Origin of the sequence: Enhydrobacter sp., from assembly GCA_025808875.1 — a bacterium.
Lineage (GTDB): Bacteria > Pseudomonadota > Alphaproteobacteria > Reyranellales > Reyranellaceae > Reyranella.
The window spans coordinates 3,151,521-3,168,960 of the sequence record CP075528.1; the positions used below are offsets into that span (position 1 = coordinate 3,151,521).

Annotated in this window: 18 protein-coding genes; 2 read left to right on the forward strand and 16 right to left on the reverse strand. The window is 69.4% G+C overall.

Annotation, left to right across the window (positions count from 1 at the left end):
* Positions 1–62 precede the first annotated feature (62 nt).
* Positions 63–1,406, reverse strand: a complete 1,344-nt coding sequence (locus KIT25_15630; GenBank protein UYN93481.1) for an extracellular solute-binding protein — start codon at positions 1,404–1,406, stop codon at positions 63–65.
* Between the two features lie 141 nt (positions 1,407–1,547).
* On the opposite strand from KIT25_15630, the gene KIT25_15635 reads away from it, so the two are divergent.
* Together KIT25_15635 and KIT25_15640 are read left to right on the forward strand one after the other, a co-directional pair.
* Positions 1,548–2,852, forward strand: coding sequence for an aminotransferase (locus KIT25_15635; GenBank protein ID UYN93482.1), 1,305 nt, complete (start codon positions 1,548–1,550; stop codon positions 2,850–2,852).
* A 9-nt stretch (positions 2,853–2,861) separates the two neighbouring features.
* Positions 2,862–3,734 (forward strand): alpha/beta hydrolase, encoded by an 873-nt coding sequence (locus KIT25_15640; protein ID UYN93483.1) that lies wholly within the window; start codon positions 2,862–2,864, stop codon positions 3,732–3,734.
* Between the two features lie 34 nt (positions 3,735–3,768).
* On the opposite strand, the gene thiD is transcribed toward KIT25_15640, so the two are convergent.
* From thiD to ruvC, 15 genes are all read right to left on the reverse strand, one after another.
* On the reverse strand, positions 3,769–4,566 hold the full coding sequence (gene thiD, locus KIT25_15645; GenBank protein UYN93484.1) for a bifunctional hydroxymethylpyrimidine kinase/phosphomethylpyrimidine kinase: 798 nt from the start codon (positions 4,564–4,566) through the stop codon (positions 3,769–3,771).
* 10 nt (positions 4,567–4,576) lie between these two features.
* Positions 4,577–5,926: a phosphoglucosamine mutase gene (locus KIT25_15650; GenBank protein ID UYN93485.1), complete on the reverse strand. Its 1,350-nt coding sequence runs from the start codon at positions 5,924–5,926 to the stop codon at positions 4,577–4,579.
* 12 nt (positions 5,927–5,938) lie between these two features.
* Positions 5,939–6,712: a dihydropteroate synthase gene (gene folP / locus KIT25_15655; GenBank protein UYN93486.1), complete on the reverse strand. Its 774-nt coding sequence runs from the start codon at positions 6,710–6,712 to the stop codon at positions 5,939–5,941.
* 41 nt (positions 6,713–6,753) lie between these two features.
* Positions 6,754–8,694 carry an ATP-dependent zinc metalloprotease FtsH gene (ftsH, locus tag KIT25_15660; protein ID UYN93487.1) on the reverse strand — a complete coding sequence of 647 codons (1,941 nt, stop codon included), beginning with the start codon at positions 8,692–8,694 and terminating at the stop codon, positions 6,754–6,756.
* 27 nt (positions 8,695–8,721) lie between these two features.
* Positions 8,722–9,804 carry a tRNA lysidine(34) synthetase TilS gene (gene tilS / locus KIT25_15665; GenBank protein UYN93488.1) on the reverse strand — a complete coding sequence of 361 codons (1,083 nt, stop codon included), beginning with the start codon at positions 9,802–9,804 and terminating at the stop codon, positions 8,722–8,724.
* Entirely contained in the window at positions 9,801–10,496 is a 696-nt protein-coding gene (gene ybgF / locus KIT25_15670) for a tol-pal system protein YbgF (protein ID UYN93489.1), read from the reverse strand. Before ybgF ends, tilS begins: the two co-directional genes overlap by 4 nt.
* A gap of 170 nt (positions 10,497–10,666) precedes the next feature.
* Positions 10,667–11,122, reverse strand: coding sequence for a peptidoglycan-associated lipoprotein Pal (pal, locus tag KIT25_15675; protein UYN93490.1), 456 nt, complete (start codon positions 11,120–11,122; stop codon positions 10,667–10,669).
* Between the two features lie 109 nt (positions 11,123–11,231).
* A complete protein-coding gene (gene tolB, locus KIT25_15680) occupies positions 11,232–12,545 on the reverse strand; it encodes a Tol-Pal system protein TolB (GenBank protein UYN93491.1) in 1,314 nt (437 codons plus the stop codon).
* Positions 12,546–12,591: 46 nt separating this feature from the next.
* The gene (locus KIT25_15685; protein UYN93492.1) at positions 12,592–13,548 is read right to left on the reverse strand and encodes a hypothetical protein; all 957 of its coding nucleotides are present in this window, start codon (positions 13,546–13,548) and stop codon (positions 12,592–12,594) included.
* A gap of 16 nt (positions 13,549–13,564) precedes the next feature.
* Positions 13,565–14,062 carry a protein TolR gene (tolR, locus tag KIT25_15690; protein ID UYN93493.1) on the reverse strand — a complete coding sequence of 166 codons (498 nt, stop codon included), beginning with the start codon at positions 14,060–14,062 and terminating at the stop codon, positions 13,565–13,567.
* Entirely contained in the window at positions 14,062–14,796 is a 735-nt protein-coding gene (gene tolQ / locus KIT25_15695; protein ID UYN93494.1) for a protein TolQ, read from the reverse strand. The genes tolR and tolQ overlap by 1 nt, the downstream gene beginning before the upstream one ends.
* 24 nt (positions 14,797–14,820) lie before the next feature.
* Positions 14,821–15,291, reverse strand: a complete 471-nt coding sequence (ybgC, locus tag KIT25_15700; protein UYN93495.1) for a tol-pal system-associated acyl-CoA thioesterase — start codon at positions 15,289–15,291, stop codon at positions 14,821–14,823.
* Positions 15,288–16,346, reverse strand: a complete 1,059-nt coding sequence (gene ruvB / locus KIT25_15705; protein ID UYN93496.1) for a Holliday junction branch migration DNA helicase RuvB — start codon at positions 16,344–16,346, stop codon at positions 15,288–15,290. Before ruvB ends, ybgC begins: the two co-directional genes overlap by 4 nt.
* Positions 16,343–16,951, reverse strand: a complete 609-nt coding sequence (gene ruvA / locus KIT25_15710; protein ID UYN93497.1) for a Holliday junction branch migration protein RuvA — start codon at positions 16,949–16,951, stop codon at positions 16,343–16,345. Before ruvA ends, ruvB begins: the two co-directional genes overlap by 4 nt.
* Positions 16,948–17,439 (reverse strand): crossover junction endodeoxyribonuclease RuvC, encoded by a 492-nt coding sequence (ruvC, locus tag KIT25_15715; protein ID UYN93498.1) that lies wholly within the window; start codon positions 17,437–17,439, stop codon positions 16,948–16,950. Before ruvC ends, ruvA begins: the two co-directional genes overlap by 4 nt.
* Position 17,440: the final 1 nt, after the last annotated feature.

Here is a 17,440-nt window from a genome sequence, read left to right on the forward strand (position 1 = left end):
TCCATCACCGCACGGGGCCGGGGCGGCCGCCGGATGGCCGCCGCCCCACCCGTCGGCCCGGCTCAGGTGCGCATGTAGCCTTCGAGCTCGCCAGCGGCGAAGTTCAGCACCTGGTCCATCTTCTCGCCCCTCATGGCGTAGCGGACCACCATCTGGGTCTGCAGACCCTGGCGGTAGATCTGCACGGCGATCTTGTGCGGCGCGGGCGCCGCCGCGATCGAGAGGATCTGGTGATTGTAGGGGTTGGGATAGTGATAGAGCGTGCCCTTGGGCGGCTCCACCTCTTCCCACACCTTGAGCTTCGTCAGGTTGGCGAAAGCCGGGATGTCGTAGCCCGCACTGGCCTTGACCATCTCCTCGATCGCCGCGGGCTGCGAGAGTTCGTTCACCAGCGCCTTGGCCGCCGACTGGTTCTTGCCGAAATTCCAGATTCCCCAGAAGTTCGTCGTGAACGGGCCGTAACGCCCGGCCGGCCCGGCCGCCATGCCGTGGTGCCAGGTCTGCGCGGCAATCTCGGGCTTGTCGCGTTTTGCCACCGCCCAGGCACTCGGCGGATTCATGATCAGCGCCGTCTTTCCGGCGACGAATGTCCGGTTGTTGGTGGCGTCATCCCACGACGGCGCGTCGGGCGGCAGATACTGGACGAGCTGCTTCCAGTATTCGAGCGCCTTCTTGACGTTGTCGCTCTTGACCGTGATGTCGCCCTTGGCATTGACCAGCTCGGCACCGAACCCCTGGAAGATGGCGCCGCAGGTATCGACCGAATCCGGTGTCGTGCCGAGCCCGATGCCGAACGGGAAGCCCGCCTTGTGGCAGGCGGCGGCGGCCTTGAGGAAGGTGTCGTAGTTCCAGTTGTCGGCCTTGGGAGCGGCACCGACCGGATACATCGCCTGGACGTCGACGCCGGCATGCTGTTTCATCAAATCGATACGCGACGCGGGTCCCTTGAACTGGGCACCGGGGGTTTGCGGCACGGCGAGCCACCTGCCGCCGATCCTGCCGAGGTACTGCGTGATCGCACTGGCCTCGCCGTTCTGCTTGATCAGCGGTCCCATGAGATCGTCCACGGGCACGAGCTGCTCGGCGTAACGGGCGCAATCCCAGCTTCCAATGCTCAGAATATCGTGGCCCGATCGCGCCTGCGATTCGGCCGCCGCCGTCAGAACCAGCTTGTTGCCCTGCGAGGTGATGTAGTCGAGCTGCAGCTCGACCTTTTCCTTCTCGGCCCACTTCCGTGCGACGGCCTCGCTCGCCTTGTTGGCTCCCGGCACCCAATGGTCCCAGATGCCGACCGAGAGCTTGCCCGCGGCGTGGGCACCGCGCACGAACGGAGCGGCGACCAAGGCGGTGGACAGGGCGGCGGTACCGCCCACGAAACGACGACGCCCGACTTTTCTGAAAGCCATGGGGTTTCCTCCGTGATGGCCGTCTTGTGCGGCCAGTTTTGGATGTCGATCGCCACGAACACGGCGCGGTGACTCTCGAGCGGAGCCTTGCGCGAACTCTAAGCGCAAACGCGCGGACCCGGCAATGCCAAACCACCCCGCATGACTGCAGCCCTTGTGACTGCAGCCCTTGTGTTTGACACGAAACGAAAGCCGCCAGATGCTCGCGCCGCCGCAGCGCAACGAAAGGGACGCAAGGTGCAGGGAGTGAAGGACAGCGTCGAGTCGTCGAGGACCGTTCCGATCGCCAACCCCTGGCTGTCCGCCGTCGAGCCCTCGCCGATCGGCGAGACCAAGCGCTGGGTACTCGGGCGCAGCTTTCCCGCCGACCGGCCGCTGATCGACCTCAGCCAGGCGGTGCCGGGTTATCCGCCGGCACTCGAATTGCGCCGGCATCTCGGCGAATTGCTGCTCGATCCGGCGATGCACGGCTACACCCCCATCCTCGGCATACCGGCGTTGCGCGAGCAGTATGCCGCGCATCTCTCGTCGTTCTACGGCGCGCCGATCGCCGCCGGCGAGGTCGGCATCACGTCGGGCTGCAACCAGGCCTTCTGCCTCGCGCTGATGAGCCTCGCCCGGGCGGGCGACCAGGTGATCCTGCCGCGCCCGCACTACTTCAACCACGACATGTGGATGCGCATGCAGGGCATCGAGCCGGTGCCGCTCGACTTCCGGCCGGGCTCGGGCGCGATCCCGTCGGCGGAGGACGCCGCCCGGCTGATCGGGCCGAAGACGCGCGCGATCGTGCTGATCTCGCCCAACAATCCGACCGGTGCCGTCTATCCGGCGGCGACGATCCGCGCCTTCCACGACGTGGCGCGGCGACACGGCATCGCGCTGATCCTCGACGAGACCTACAAGGACTTCCTGCCCGAGGGCGAGCGGCCGCACGATCTCTTCGCCGACCCGCAGTGGCGCGGCACGCTGGTCCATCTCTACAGCTTCTCCAAAGTGTTCGCCCTGACCGGCTACCGCGTCGGCGCGGTGACGGCGGCGCCGGCGCTGATCGCCGAGATCGAGAAGGCGATGGACTGCGTGTCGATCTGCCCGCCGCGGCTGGCGCAGGAGGCGGCGCTGTACGGGCTGCGCACCCTGCTGCCGTGGGCGCGCCGCAACACCGAGGGGCTGAAGGCGCGCGCCGATCTGCTGGGCAACGGGCTGCAGCGCTCGAACCGCTGGCGGCTGGTCAGCATCGGCGCCTACTTTGCCTATGTCGAGCATCCCTTCGGCGGCGAGCGCTCGACGGCCGTCGCCCGGCGGCTGGCCGACGAGGAGAATTTGCTGACCATCCCCGGCGACATGTTCGGCGCCGGCCAGGAGCGCTTCATCCGCCTCGCCTTCGCCAACGTCAGCGACGACAAAATCCCCGCCGTGCTCGAACGGCTCGAGCGCTTCGGCGCGTAGGAGACGGATATGCCGCATGCGACCACCCCCGACGGCGTGAAGCTCTACTACGAGGAGGCCGGCAGCGGCGCGCCGATCCTGTTCGTGCACGAATACAGCGGCGACTGGCGGAGCTGGGAGCCGCAGATGCGCCATTTCTCGCGCAAGTATCGCTGCATCACCTACTCCTTCCGCGGCTACCCCGGCTCCGACGTGCCCGAGAGCGCCGACAAGTACGGCCAGCAGCACGCGGTCGACGACGTCAAGCACATGCTCGACCATCTGAAGATCGCCCAGGCGCACGTCGTCGGGCTCTCGCAGGGCGCCTTCGCCACCGCGCACTTCGGCCGCTGCCACGCGGATCGTGCGACCACCCTCACCCTGGCCGGCATCGGCTCCGGCGCCGACCGCGCCGGGCACGAGCAGTTCAAGAAGGATGCCCAGGCGACGGCGCAGCGAATCCGCGCCGAGGGCACGCTGAAATACGCCGAGGGACTGACCACCAACCCGACGCGCTCGCGCTTCAAGCAGAAGGATCCGCGCGGCTTCGCCGAGTTCGTCAGGCAGCTCGGCGAGCACCCGGTGACGGGCGCCGCCAACACGATGGAGAACTACCAGGGCAAGCGGCCGTCGCTCTACGACTTCGAGGACGAGTGGAAGAAGCTCGACGTGCCGACCCTGATCGTCTGCGGCGACGAGGACGAGCCCTGCCTGCAGCCCAGCCTGTGGCTGAAGCGCGTGCTGCCGAACGCGGGTCTCGCCATGTTCGCCAAGACCGGACACACGGTGAACATCGAGGAGCCCGACGCCTTCAATCGCGAGCTGTGGAACTTCCTGGCGCTGGCCGAGGCCGGCAAGTGGACGCCGGGCCATGCCATGGCGCCCGGCGCCAGCCTGATCTGACTCGCATCGCCGGGGCGCGGCCCGGCAGGTCTCCCTACTCCGCCTTCACCGTCACCGAGTGGTTGAGCGGGCCGTGGCCGCGGCCATAGCCGGGCGCGGTTTCGATGGCGCGTCGGACATAGGCGCGCGCGCGGACCACCGCATCGCGCAGGGTCATCTTCTGGGCGAGCCCGGCGGCGATGGCGGAGGCGAGCGTGCAGCCGGTGCCGTGCGTGCTGCGGCTCGGGATGCGGGCATCCTCGAAGCGCTCGACCCTGCCGTCATGGAACAGCAGGTCGACCACGCGCTCGCCCGCGAGATGGCCGCCCTTCATCAGCACGGCGCGCGCGCCCAGCGCGACGAGCGCCTCGGCGGCGCGGCGCATGTCGGCCTCGACGCGCACGGGGAAGCCCGCCAGCACCTCCGCCTCGGGCAGGTTGGGCGTGACCACGGCGGCCATCGGCAGCAGCACGTCGCGCAGCGCCTGCTCGGCCGCGCTCAGCAGCAGGCGATGGCCGCCCTTGGCGACCATCACCGGATCGACGACCAGGGGCACATCGGGCGCATGCCGGCGCAGCGCCCCGGCGACCGTGTCGATCACCTCGGCACTGTGCAGCATGCCGGTCTTGAGCGCGTCGGCGCCGATGTCGGTCAGGACGACCTCGATCTGCTGCGCGATGAAGGCCGGCTCGACCGGCACGACGCCGTGCACGCCCTCGGTGTTCTGCGCCGTCAGCGCCGTGATCGCCGTCGCGGCGAAGGCATTCATCGCGGTGACCGCCTTGATGTCGGCCTGGATCCCCGCGCCGCCACCCGAATCGGAGCCGGCGACGATCAGGACGCGGCCCTTCATGCCAACCTCTTCACGCGGCGGGCCGCGGGATCGCGTCGACGATCTGGCCGACGACGCGCTTCACCAGCTCCGGGTCGTCGCCCTCGGCCATGACGCGGACCAGCGGCTCGGTGCCCGACTTGCGCACCAGCACGCGGCCGCCGCGGCCCAACTCGCGCTCGGCGGCGGCGATCGCCGACACCACCGCGGGTGCGGCGAGCGCCGCACCGGCGTCGCCGACCCTGACGTTCCTGAGAAGCTGCGGCACGGGCTCGAAGGCGCGGAAGGTGCGGCTGGCCGGCTGGCCGCTCTTCTTCAGGGCCGCCAGCGCCTGCAACGCCGCCATGAGGCCGTCGCCGGTCGTGGCATGGTCGGTCATGATGATGTGGCCCGACTGCTCGCCGCCGAGATTGAAGCCGTCGGCGCGCATGCGCTCCAGCACGTAGCGGTCGCCGACCTTTGTGCGCACCAGGGAAAGGCCGCGGGCGCCGACGAAGCGCTCGAGGCCGAGATTGGACATCACGGTCGCCACCACGCCGCCGCCCCTCAGCCGGCCGTCGTCCTTCCACTGATCGGCGATGGTCGCCATCAACTGGTCGCCGTCGATCAGGTTGCCGTGCTCGCAGACCAGCACGACGCGATCGGCGTCGCCGTCGAGCGCGATGCCGATGTCGGCGCCGTGCAGGACGACGTGCTCCTGCAGGACGGCCGGATGCGTCGAGCCGCAATTGCCGTTGATGTTGAAGCCGTCGGGCGAGACCGCGACGGGAACGACGTCGGCGCCGAGCTCCCACAGCACGGTGGGCGCCACCTTGTAGGCGGCGCCGTTGGCGCAATCGACGACGATCTTCAGGCCGGTGAGATCGAGGCCGCGCGGGGCCGAGGCCTTGACCGCCTCGATGTAGCGGCCCTCGGCGTCGTCGAGCCGCCTGGCGCGGCCGATCGCGGCGGGCGCCGCGAGTTCCGCGTCGCCCGGCGCGGCGACCAGCCTCTCGATCGTGCCTTCGACCGCGTCCGAGAGCTTGAAGCCGTCGGGCCCGAACAGCTTGATGCCGTTGTCCTCGTAGGGGTTGTGCGAGGCCGAGATCATGACCCCGACGTCGGCCCGCATCGAGCGCGTGAGGAACCCGACGGCGGGCGTCGGCAGCGGCCCGAGCAGAAGCACGTCCATGCCGACGGAGAGGAAGCCCGCGGTCAGCGCCTGCTCGATCATGTAGCCGGAAAGCCGGGTGTCCTTGCCGACCACGACGCGGTGGCGGTGGTCGCCGCGGTTGAACACCAGGCCGGCCGCCATGCCGATTCGCATGGCGATTTCGGCGGTCATCGGCGCGGTGTTGGCGCGGCCACGCACCCCGTCGGTGCCGAAGAGAGTTCGCGACATGTCGCGCGCAATTTACAGCATCGCCGCCGAAACGGCGAGGGCCTGCCGGGTCGAGGCGACGTCGTGCACGCGCACGATGGCGGCGCCGCGCCGCACCGCCTCGACGGCGAGCCACACCGACGCCGGATCGCGGCGCTTCGGCTCCTCGACGCCGGTCAGCGTGCCGATGAAGCCCTTGCGCGAGGTGCCGACGAGAACCGGATAGCCGGCGGCGGCAAGGCGGCCGGTTCCGGCGATCAGCGCGACATTCTCCTCGACGCTCTTGCCGAAACCGACGCCCGGATCGATCGCGATGTCGTCGTGAGCGATACCGGCCTGTTCGCAGACGGCGGCGCGCTCCATCAGGAAGCCGCGCACGTCCTCGACGACATCGGCATAGGGCGCGCCGGTGTACCTGTCGCCGGCCTCGCCGCGGCGATGCATGAGCACGGCGGCGACGGCGCGATCGCGCACCAGCGGCAGCATGTCGGGATCGTCGCGCAACGCGGAGACGTCGTTGACGATGCGGGCACCGGCATCGAGGCAGGCGCGCGCGACCTCGGCCCGCCGCGTGTCGATCGAGACGGGCGCGCCGCGCCGCGCCAGCCTCTCGACCACCGGCAGCACGCGCCGCAACTCCTCCTCGACCGAGATGGGCGAGGCGCCCGGCCGGGTCGATTCGCCGCCGATGTCGAGGAAGTCGGCGCCTTCCGACAGGAACCGCAGGCCGTCGACGACGGCGCGTGCCGGATCGAGGCGCTCGCCGCCGTCGGAAAAGGAATCGGGTGTCACGTTGACGATCGCCATCAGCCGAGGGCGATCGAGCGCGACGCCCGCGAAGCGCCGGATCAAACGCCGGGCTGCGGCGCCGGATCGATCCCCGGCGCCGGGCCGGTCGTGGTCGGCACCGAGGCGCGGCGGCGCCGATCGTGGCCGTGGCCCGCACCGCCGGTCTCGTCACGCACGATCGGCTCGCCGCGCAGGACCTGGCCGATCTCGTCGTTGCTCAGCATCTCGTATTCGAGCAGCGCCTTGGCGATCCTGTGCAGGTCGTCGATGCGATCGGTCAGGATCTGCTTGGCCTGCCCCTCGGCCTGCTCGATCAGGCGCCGGACCTCCTGGTCGATCAGCTGGGCTGTCGCCTCGGACACGTTCTGGTGCTGGGTCACGGCGTGGCCGAGGAACACTTCCTGCTCGTTGGCCTGGTAGCGCACGCGGCCGAGCTTGTCGGACATGCCGTAGGCCGTGACCATCCCGCGCGCCATCTGCGTGGCGACCTGGATGTCGCTCGCGGCGCCCGTCGTGACGTTCTCCGGTCCGAAGATGATCTCCTCGGCGGTGCGGCCGCCGAACAGGATGGCGAGCCGCGATTCCAGGTAGAGCTTGGTGTGGCTGAGATGGTCGCGCTCCGGCAGCTGCATGGTGACGCCGAGCGCGCGGCCGCGCGGGATGATCGTCACCTTGTGCAGCGGGTCGGACTTCGGGACGTGCAGCGCGACCAGGGCGTGGCCGGCCTCGTGATAGGCCGTGAGCTTCTTCTCCTCGTCGGTCATCGCCATCGAGCGGCGCTCGGTGCCCATCAGCACCTTGTCCTTGGCGTACTCGAAGTCGGCCATGGTGACGAGGCGCTTGCCGACCCTCGCGGCGCGCAACGCCGCCTCGTTGACGAGGTTGGCGAGGTCGGCGCCGGAGAAGCCCGGCGTGCCGCGCGCGACCACGCGCGCATCGACGTCCGGCGCCAGCGGCACCTTGCGCATGTGGACCTTGAGGATCTTCTCGCGGCCGCCGACGTCGGGGTTCGGCACGATGACCTGGCGGTCGAAGCGGCCCGGGCGCAGCAACGCCGGATCGAGCACGTCGGGACGATTGGTCGCCGCGATCAGGATGACGCCCTCGTTCGATTCGAAGCCGTCCATCTCGACCAGCAGCTGGTTGAGCGTCTGCTCGCGCTCGTCGTTGCCGCCGCCCAGGCCGGCGCCGCGATGGCGGCCGACGGCGTCGATTTCGTCGATGAAGACGATGCAGGGCGCGTTCTTTTTGGCCTGCTCGAACATGTCGCGCACGCGGCTGGCGCCGACGCCGACGAACATCTCGACGAAGTCGGAGCCCGAGATGGTGAAGAACGGCACGTTGGCCTCGCCCGCGATGGCGCGCGCCAGCAAGGTCTTGCCGGTGCCCGGCGGACCGACCAGCAGGCAGCCCTTGGGAATCTTGCCGCCGAGGCGCTGGAACTTCTGCGGATCCTTGAGGAAGTCGACGATCTCCTCGAGCTCGGCCTTGGCCTCGTCGATGCCGGCGACGTCCTCGAAGGTGACGCGGCCGTGCTTCTCGGTGAGCAGGCGCGCGCGCGACTTGCCGAAGCCCATGGCGCGGCCGGTGCCGCTCTGCATCTGGCGCAGGAAGAAGATGTAGACGCCGACCAGCACCAGCACCGGCAGCCAGCTGACGAAGATGCTGCCGAGATTGACGCCCTCCTCGGCCGGCCCGGCCTCGACCCGGTCGACGTTCTTGATCAGCATCGGCATGAGCTGATCGTCGGGCGGGGTGCTCGGGATGTAGGTCGCGAACTTCTGCAGGCCGTTGCGCGGCTCGCGGAAGGTGCCGGTGATGGTGTTGCCGGAGATGCGCACGTCCTGGACCTGGCGCTGCTCGACGGCGCGCACGAAGTCCGAATAGGAGACGGTGTTGCCGGCCGACCGGGTCGTTCCGCCCTGGAAGACGCTGTAGAGAAGCGCCAGCAGCAGGACGATGACAATCCACAGGGCGGCGTTACGATTGAAGGGGTTCACAGGGGCGAAATCCGTCGAAGGGAGTTGTCAGTCTAGATGGGTTCCAACCGGCGTGCCGCAAGCGAAAAAAGCGGCCGGGATGAGGGGTTGCCCCCGGTTCTTACCGCTTTTCCTGCCATTTTCGCACCGGACAATCCAGCACAGCCGACCGTCGCCCGGCGCCTTGCGCAGCATCAGCCGGCAGCCGGATAGTGTGAAATCGCGGCTTTTTCCGGTCCGTCCCCGCCCCTCGACCCGCGAAAGCCGCGCCACGGCGCGCTCCAGCCGCTCCCGGCGGGGCGGATGGTCGCGCGTGCCGACCGCCTGAACGACCCGGCTCAACAGTCGGCCCGCCAAGGCAGTGTCGAGGCGCGCCACCCCTTCGCAATCCACCGAGACGCTGCCATCCGGCGTGAACGCCAGGATCGCGACGGCGGTTTCGGCCAGCCGGCGTTCGGTCTCGCCGCGATCACCGGTGACGACCGGCGTCCGCCCTTGCCGCGGCGCGGCGCGCAGTCGCGACCGGGCAAAACGAAGGTCGGCGTTCGACGGATCCTCGACCCAACCGACACCCCGCGCCTCGAGCGTCGCGGTCAAGCGCTCGCGCGCCACGCCGAGCAACGGTCGCAGAAGGCGCACGTCGCGATGCTCGACCAACGCCGCCATGCCGGCCAGACCGTCGGGCCCGCTGCCGCGCTCGTGCCGCATGACCACCGTCTCGGCCTGGTCGGCAGCGTGGTGGGCGACGAGCAGATGAAGGATGCCGCGCCTGACGCACGCCTCGGACAGCAGTGCGTAGCGCGCAACGCGCGCCGCCTCCTGGATGCCCTGCGCCGGCTTGGCGCCGACCCAGCGCAGCACCTCGCCGGCGATGCCGAGGCTCTCCATCCGGCGGTGCGTTGCATCGGCCTCGGCGGCGGCTTCGGCGCGCAGGCCGTGATCGACGATCAGGGCAAACGCGGCACCGCCGCGCACGACGGCCCATTCATGCGCCAGCAGCGCGAGGCAGGTGGAATCGCGCCCGCCCGACAGGGCCACCGCCACCACGGGCGGCCGTTCGAACGGCTCGAACGGCGACATCAGTTCGGCGAACTCGCGCGCCGACAGCGGCAGCGCGGCACCCGCGCTCAACCGCACCCGTTCTTCTGGCGCTCCTGCGCCACGCGCCGCTTCTGCAGATCGGTGGCCCGCGGATAATCCTGCGTGAACCGGGTGAACATCGTGCAGGCTTCCGTCTTCTTGTTCATCGCGGCGAGCGTGATGCCGAGCTTGAGCAGATTGTCCGGCCCCTTCGGACTGGCCTTGTAGACCTTGTAGCCCTCGGCGAAGGCGACCGCGGCCTGCTGGTAGTCGCGGCGCGCGTAGTAGGTCTCGCCCAGCCAGTACTGCGCGTTGCCCGCCAGCACGTGCTGCGGGTTGCGCTGCACGAACGTCCTGAAGCCCTGCTCGGCACCGGCGTAGTCGCCGTCCTGCAGCTTCTTGAAGGCGTCGTGGTAGAGCTGGTCGGCGCCGGGCTGCGCCGCGGGAGGCGCCGCGCCAGGTGCGGGCGGCCGGGCCGCCGGCGGGGTCTGCGACGCCGCCTGTTGGCCGGGCCGGGCCGCCGCCGGCCCGCCGGGACGGGCGCCGCCCTTCTCGAGCTGCTCGAGGCGGAACTCGTAGTCGGCCTGCATCTTCTCCATCTGCTGCTCGAGCTGCTGGTTGCGATATTGCAACTGCTCGACCTGGCCGGTGAGCAGCGTGATCGCCTGCTGCAGCTGGTTGAGCCGGTCCTCGATGTAGACCGGGTCCACGCGCTGCGCGTGCGCGCCGTTCGGCAGGGCCAAGGCGGCAACGAGAAGGATGGCGGAAAGCTGGGTTCTCAAAGCTGGCTTCTCATCGGAGGCTCGATGTTCGACGTCAAAGCGGGCCATTTTCGGGCATGCCGGGCGCGACTCCAAACGAAAACGCCGGCCGCGAAGCGGCCGGCGTCTGCCATGCCCGCAGGCGCGGCGGCTTACTGCAGGGCGGTGATGGCGCGGCGGTTGCGCGCCCAAGCCCCCTCGTCCGAACCGACCGGGTCGGGGCGCTCCTTGCCGTAGCTGATGGTCTTGATGCGCTGGGCCGGAATGCCTTGCGCGATCAGGTACTGGCGCGAGGCGTTGGCGCGGCGCTCACCGAGCGCGAGGTTGTACTCGCGCGTGCCACGCTCATCGCAATGGCCTTCGATGATGATCTGATAGTTGGTGTACTTCTTCAGCCATTCGGCCTGCCGGTTCAATGTCTCGCGGCCGTCGGGGCGAATGACCGATTGATCGGTGTCGAAGAACACCCGGTCGCCGACATTCTGGCGGAAGTCGGCGACGGAGCCTGGCGTCACGGTGGTGCTGGCGGGAGCCGGCGGCTGTTCGCTGCTGCACGCGGCGGCGACGAGCAGTGCCGCGATGGCGGCGATTGCCTTGAAAGCCTTCATTCCTCATTCGCCCCGGCTCTCGCCGGCGCGCTCCTCTCGGTTGCACAACTTCCAGACGCAACGACCCGAGCGATGGCGCGCCCGGGCCGGTGCGCGATGATATCCCCCGCTATTGCGGAATCAAGGGTGACCACGCCGGATCGGACGCGTCCGTGGGGGTCGGCACCTGTCGCTCGAAGCGACCGGTGATATCCACGGAATGCAGTGTCACTGAACCCGCCCGGCCTCCGGAGTTGGGCTGCTGGCGGAAGAACATGAGGACCCTTCCATTGGGCGCCCAGGTCGGGCCCTCCACGAGGAACCCGCTCGCCAGCATGCGTTCGCCGCTGCCGTCGGGCCGCATGACGCCGATCCCGAAGGTTCCGGCCGTCATCTTGGTGAAAGCGATGTAGTCGCCGCGCGGCGACCAGACCGGCGTGGCATAGCGTCCGTCGCCGAAGCTGATGCGCTTCTCGCCGCCGCCGCTGGAACTCATGACGTAGAGCTGCTGTGTGCCGCCGCGGTCGGAATTGAACACGATCTGCGTGCCGTCGTTGGAATAGGACGGCGAGGTGTCGATGGACGGCGAGTTGGTCAGCCGACGCAGATTGCGGCCGCGCACATCCATCTCGTAGAGGTTCGTGCGGCCATCCTGGGAAAGACTCATCGCCACCTTGGTGCCGTCGGGCGAGAAGCGTGGAGCAAAACTCATGCCGGGGAAATCGCCGAGCAGCTCGCGACGGCCGCTGTCGACGTTCTGCAGGTAGACGCGCGGCGGCGTGTTGCGCTCACCGTAGGCCATGTAGACGATCTCCTGCAAGGTCGGCGAGAAGCGCGGCGTGATGGCAATCGTCCGGCCGTCGGTGATGTAGCGGTTGTTGGCGCCGTCCTGATCCATGATGGCGATGCGCTTGGTGCGGTTGTTGAGCGGCCCGGTCTCCGACACATAGGCGACGCGCGTGTCGAAGTAGCCCTCCTCGCCGGTCACGCGCTTGTAGATGGCGTCGGAAATGATGTGGGCGAGCCGCCGCCAGTTGTTGGGCTGGCTGGTGTAGGAGAAGCCGGTGAGCTGCTGGCCGACCACGACGTCCCACAGCCGGAAGTCGACCTTGATGTTGCCGCCGACCTGGGTGACCTGCCCGACCACCAGCCCCTCGGCGCCGGCGGTGCGCCATTCGGGGAAGCGCGGCGCGGCGTTGGGGTTGATCTCGCGCTGGATGAAGGCGCCCGGCGGGATCGAGCGGAACAGCCCGGAATTCTGCAGGTTGTTGCGGATCACCGTGGCCATCTCCGCGCCGACGCGGTCGCCCGCGAAGTCGACGACGGCGATCGGCTTGGGCTCGAAGTTCGGCCGCGTGATGTCGATCGTGAGCTGCGCCCGCGCGGGAGCGGCGAGAACCGCCATCGGCAAGGCAGCCAGGATCGTTCGACGGGGCAACTGCATGTCCAACCTCTTGGTCAGGAGCGGAGTCATATCGCGGAGCTCTCTGTCAGTAGTCGCGGGGATCGAAATTGAAGGTGATCGTGCGCCACGCGTTGTATTTATCCGGTGACAACGGCCAGGGCTGGCAACGCGGGTTCATGATGGCGCGATGCGCGGCGTCTGCGGCGGCCCGGTAGGCGGGATCGCTGTTGTAGCGGCCGGTTTCGCGCAGGTCGGCCTTCACCGGCGTGCCGTCCTGGTTCATCTGCACCACGAGCGTTATGACGAGCTGATCCTGCCCCTTCACGCCGACGGGGAAATTCCAGCACGGGCGGATCTTCTGCCGCACGCCTTCCACTTCGCTCGCCGTCACCACGGCGGCGAGGTTGGGCGCCTGCGGTGCCTGTCGCGTGACCTGCTGAACCGGCTTGGGCTGCTGCTCGGGGGTCTGCACCCTGGTCTTGGAGTCCTGGTTCTTGAGCAGGCTGTCGACGATCGAATCGACGTTCGGCTTGGGCGGCGCGGGTTTCGGCGGCGCGGGCTTGGGCGGCTCGACCTTCTTCACCTCGGGCTTGGGCGGCTCGGGCTTGGGCGGCTCGGGGGGCTTCTCGACCTTGGGCGGGTCCGGCTCCCTGGGCTTGAGCGCGATCAGCTCCTCGGCCGGCTTGGGCGGTTCGGGCCTGGGCTTGACCTCGGGCTTCGGCGCGACCGGCTTGGCCTCCGCCACGTCCGGCTTCGGCGGCTCCGGCGCCGGGATCGGGTCCGCCGTCTTGGGCGGCGGCGCCTTCGTAGTTTCGGTGTCGATCTTGGCGTCCTTGGGCTGGGGCGGCGGATTGCCGACGGTCGGTGCCGCCGCCTTCTTGTCGATCGCCTCGAACTCGACCATCACCGGCTCCGGCTCGACCGGCGGCCGGCTGAAGAAGTTGAAGTTCGCCACCGCCGCCGCCAGGGCAACGACATGCACCGCCGCCGACAGCACTGCCGGCGTGCGCATCTCGATGCTGGCGGGGGCGCCGTCGAACATGCGGTACTCGCCTGCCCTAACGCCTCGGGGCCGGCTGAGGTGCCGGCGCCGGCCGTCCTCCCGCCGCGGGCGGCTGCGCCTGCTCGCCGAGCAGGCCGAGCTGGCGGAAGCCGGAATCGATCACGACGCCCATGACCTCCATCATGCGGCCGTAGTTGATGTCCTTGTCGCCGCGGATGAAGACCCGCTGGTCCGGCTTCTCGGCGTGGACGGCCTTGAGCTTCTCGGCGAGGTCCCCGAGCTCGTACCTGGTCTCGCCGAGGAAGACCTCGTCCTGCTTGTTGACGCTGACCACCATCGGCTCGTCCTTGCCGCCGACCTGCTGGGCGCTCGTCTTGGGCAGGTCGACCGGGACGCCGACCTGCATGAGCGGCGCGGTGATCATGAAGATGATCAACAGCACCAGCATCACGTCGACCAGCGGCGTGACGTTGATCTCGGCGATCGGCGCGAAGCGCCGGCGCCGGAACCGGCCGGACGGGGGACCGCCTGCCGAGGGAACGATGCCGGCCATCAGCCCTGCTCCTCGAGCTGACGCGACAGGATGGTGATGAACTCGCCGGCGAAGGCCTCGAGCTGCTGCGAGTAGCGCATCACCTGCCCCGACAGGATGTTGTAGGCGCTGGCCGCCGGGATGGCGGCGACGAGGCCGATGGCCGTCGCGAACAGCGCCTCGGAGATGCCCGGCGCGACGACGGCGAGCGAGGTGTTCTTCGACTGGGCGATGTGGCCGAAGCTGTTCATGATGCCCCACACCGTGCCGAACAGGCCGACGAACACCGCGTTGGCGCCGACCGTCGCGAGAAAGCCGAGCCGCTTCTCGATGGCTTCCATTTCACGCTGGATGGTGACGCTCATGACCTGCTCGATGCGCTGGCGCAGCGCGGCGCGCGCCGTCGCGCTGGCGGCCAGGCCCTTGGAGAGCGAGCGCCGCCATTCGCGCATCGCCGCCGAGAACACGCTCGACATCGGATCCTCGGGCTTGGAGCCGACGCGGTCGTAGAGATCCTCGAGCGAGACGCCCGACCAGAACGTGTCCTCGAACGACTGCGCCGACTTCTTCAAAGAGCGCAGCCGAAACATCTTCTCGAAGATGATCGCCCACGACCAGAACGAAGCCAGGAGGAGTGCGATCATCACCGCCTTCACAACCCAGTCGGCCTGCAGGAAGAGGCCGTAGATGGACATATCCAAAGGTGGCGTGCTGCCGCCGAGGGGGGTACCGGCGACCTGCGCGTAGGCGTTCATTCGTTTCTCCGTTGGTTCAAAGGGTCATACGTGAATATGGCGTGAGCGGGGCGGGTCGGCGGCGCCGACGCGCGCCAAGGCCGTCCTGAGGTGCGGCGGCAACCGCACCGGGCGGCCGGTCGCGCCCATGCAGGCGACCGTCAGCTCGGCGCGGACCAGGACATCCCCGCTGCGCCGAGCCTGCTGCAGCATGTCGAGCGACGCCCCGCGCAGTTCGCCGCAGGTGGTGACGATTTCGATGGTTTCGTCGAGCCGGGCCGGCCGCAGGTAGTCGATGAGGCAGCGCCGCACGACCCAGTTCACGCCCCGCTCGTCGCGCAGCGCGCTGTGCTCCTGCCCCAGCAGCCTCAACAGCTCGGTGCGGCCGCGCTCCAGGAAGCGCAGCCAGTTGGCGTAGTAGACGATGCCGGCGGCATCCGTGTCCTCGTAGTAGACCCGCAGCGGCAGGATGTGGGCGCCGTCCACGAAGCGCCCCGACGTCGGTTCGCTGCTCACGCCTCCTCCACCGACCCATCGCCCGACAGCAGGTCGAGCTGATGCCGCTGCTCCCTGGGCATGGCGAGTCCGAGATGACGATAGCCACCCTCGGCCAGCAGCCGCCCGCGCGGCGTGCGCATCAGCAAGCCGAGTTGCATCAGGTAGGGCTCGATCACGTCCTCGATGACGTCACGCTGCTCGGAGAGCGCGGCGGCGAGCGTCTCCACGCCGACCGGGCCGCCGCCGTAGTTCTCGGCGATGCAGGCGAGATAGCGACGATCCATGGCGTCGAGCCCGCGCCCGTCGACCTCGAGCCGCGTCAACGCCGCGTCGGCCGCCCGCGCATCGACCGCCTTGTGGCCGGCGACGGCGGCGAAGTCGCGCACGCGCCGCAGCAGGCGGTTGGCGACACGCGGCGTGCCGCGCGAGCGCTTGGCGATCTCGGCCGCGCCATCGCCCGCCAGCTCGAGCTTCAGCACGCGCGCGGCACGACGCACGATCGTCTCGAGTTCGGCCGGTTCGTAGAACACCATGCGCAGCGGAATGCCGAAGCGCTCGCGCAAGGGTCGGGTCATCAATCCCGAACGGGTGGTCGCGCCGACCAGGGTGAAGGGCGGCAGATCGATGCGCACCGAGCGGGCGGCAGGCCCCTCGCCGATCATCAGGTCGAGTTGGAAGTCCTCCATCGCGGGATAGAGGATCTCCTCGATCGCCGGATTGAGCCGATGGATCTCGTCGATGAAGAGCACGTCGCGCGGCTGCAGGTTGGTGAGCTGGGCGGCGAGGTCGCCGGCCTTCTGGATCACCGGTCCCGAGGTGGCGCGGAAGCCGACGCCCATCTCGCGCGCCACGATCTGCGCCAGGGTCGTCTTGCCGAGGCCGGGCGGGCCGTGGAACAGCACGTGGTCGAGCGCCTCGCCGCGGGCGCTGGCCGCGGCGATGAAGATCCTGAGATTCTCGCGCACCTGCTTCTGGCCGATGAACTCGTCGAGCGCCTGCGGACGCAGCATCGGCTCCGCGGCGTCTTCCTCGGCCCGCCTGGACGCGACCAGGCGTTCGGGCTCGCCGTTCACCGCGACAGCTCCTGCAGGCCGGCGCGGATCACCGCGTCGAGCCTGGCCTCGGCGCCCAGCCGCTGAGCGACACGCGCCACCGCGCCGAACGCCTCGACCCGGCGGTAGCCGAGATTGACCAGCGCGGACACGGCGTCCTCGTTGATCGAGCCGGCCTGAACCGGCGCGGCGGCCTGTTCGGACCTGGCGGCGGACGCAACGCCGAACACGGCGGCCTTGTCCTTCAACTCGGTCGCCAGGCGCGCGGCGAGCTTGGGCCCGACGCCGGCGGGCCGGCTGAGCGTGGCACGGTCCTGCGCGGCGATGGCACGCGCGATCTCGTCGGGCGCCAAGGTCGAGAGGATCGACAGCGCAACCCTGGCGCCCACACCCTGGACGGTGGTCAGGATGCGGAACCAGTCGCGCTCGGCGGTGTCGAGGAAGCCGTAGAGCGCGATCGCGTCCTCGCGCACGATCGTCTCGACCAGCACCGTCACCGGCCCGCCAACCACGAGGTCGCGCAGGGTGCGCGCCGATGCGGCGACGAGATAACCGACGCCCGATACGTCGATCACGGCGCTGTCGCCGTCGATCGATTCGACGATGCCCTTCAGTCGCGCGATCACGGGGCGGCCTCGATGCGGCGCGCCGTGGCGCGGTGATGGGCGTGGCAGATGGCGACGGCGAGTGCGTCGGCGGCGTCGGCCGTGGCGTCGACGCCGGGCAGCAGACGGCCGACCATCATCGCGATCTGCCGCTTGTCGGCCTGGCCCACCCCGGTCACCGACTTCTTCACCAGCCGCGCGGCATACTCGAACACCGGCAATCCGGCCCGCGCCGGCGCCAGCAGCACCACGCCGCGCGCCTGGCCAAGCTTGAGAGTCGAACCCGGATTGACGTTCACGAATGTCTCCTCGACCGCCGCTTCCGACGGACGCCGGGCGGCGATCACGCCGGCGACGCCGTCGAACAGATCGGCCAGCCGCTCGGCGAGGCTGCGGTCGCCCGCCACCTTGATCACGCCGTGCGCCACGTGGCGCAGGCGATTGCCGTCGACGTCGATCACGCCCCAGCCGGTCAGGCGAAGACCGGGATCGAGGCCGATCAGTCTCATG

Coding starts and splice junctions, on each gene's coding strand:
- KIT25_15640 (UYN93483.1), top strand. CDS start 2,862: ATGCCGCATGCGACCACCCCCGACGGCGTGAAGCTCTACTACGAGGAG.
- thiD (UYN93484.1), bottom strand. CDS start 4,566: ATGAAGGGCCGCGTCCTGATCGTCGCCGGCTCCGATTCGGGTGGCGGC.
- KIT25_15630 (UYN93481.1), bottom strand. CDS start 1,406: ATGGCTTTCAGAAAAGTCGGGCGTCGTCGTTTCGTGGGCGGTACCGCC.
- ruvC (UYN93498.1), bottom strand. CDS start 17,439: ATGAGACTGATCGGCCTCGATCCCGGTCTTCGCCTGACCGGCTGGGGC.
- pal (UYN93490.1), bottom strand. CDS start 11,122: ATGAAGGCTTTCAAGGCAATCGCCGCCATCGCGGCACTGCTCGTCGCC.
- tolQ (UYN93494.1), bottom strand. CDS start 14,796: ATGAACGCCTACGCGCAGGTCGCCGGTACCCCCCTCGGCGGCAGCACG.
- tolR (UYN93493.1), bottom strand. CDS start 14,062: ATGGCCGGCATCGTTCCCTCGGCAGGCGGTCCCCCGTCCGGCCGGTTC.
- KIT25_15635 (UYN93482.1), top strand. CDS start 1,548: ATGACTGCAGCCCTTGTGACTGCAGCCCTTGTGTTTGACACGAAACGA.
- folP (UYN93486.1), bottom strand. CDS start 6,712: ATGGCGATCGTCAACGTGACACCCGATTCCTTTTCCGACGGCGGCGAG.
- tolB (UYN93491.1), bottom strand. CDS start 12,545: ATGCAGTTGCCCCGTCGAACGATCCTGGCTGCCTTGCCGATGGCGGTT.
- KIT25_15650 (UYN93485.1), bottom strand. CDS start 5,926: ATGTCGCGAACTCTCTTCGGCACCGACGGGGTGCGTGGCCGCGCCAAC.
- KIT25_15685 (UYN93492.1), bottom strand. CDS start 13,548: ATGTTCGACGGCGCCCCCGCCAGCATCGAGATGCGCACGCCGGCAGTG.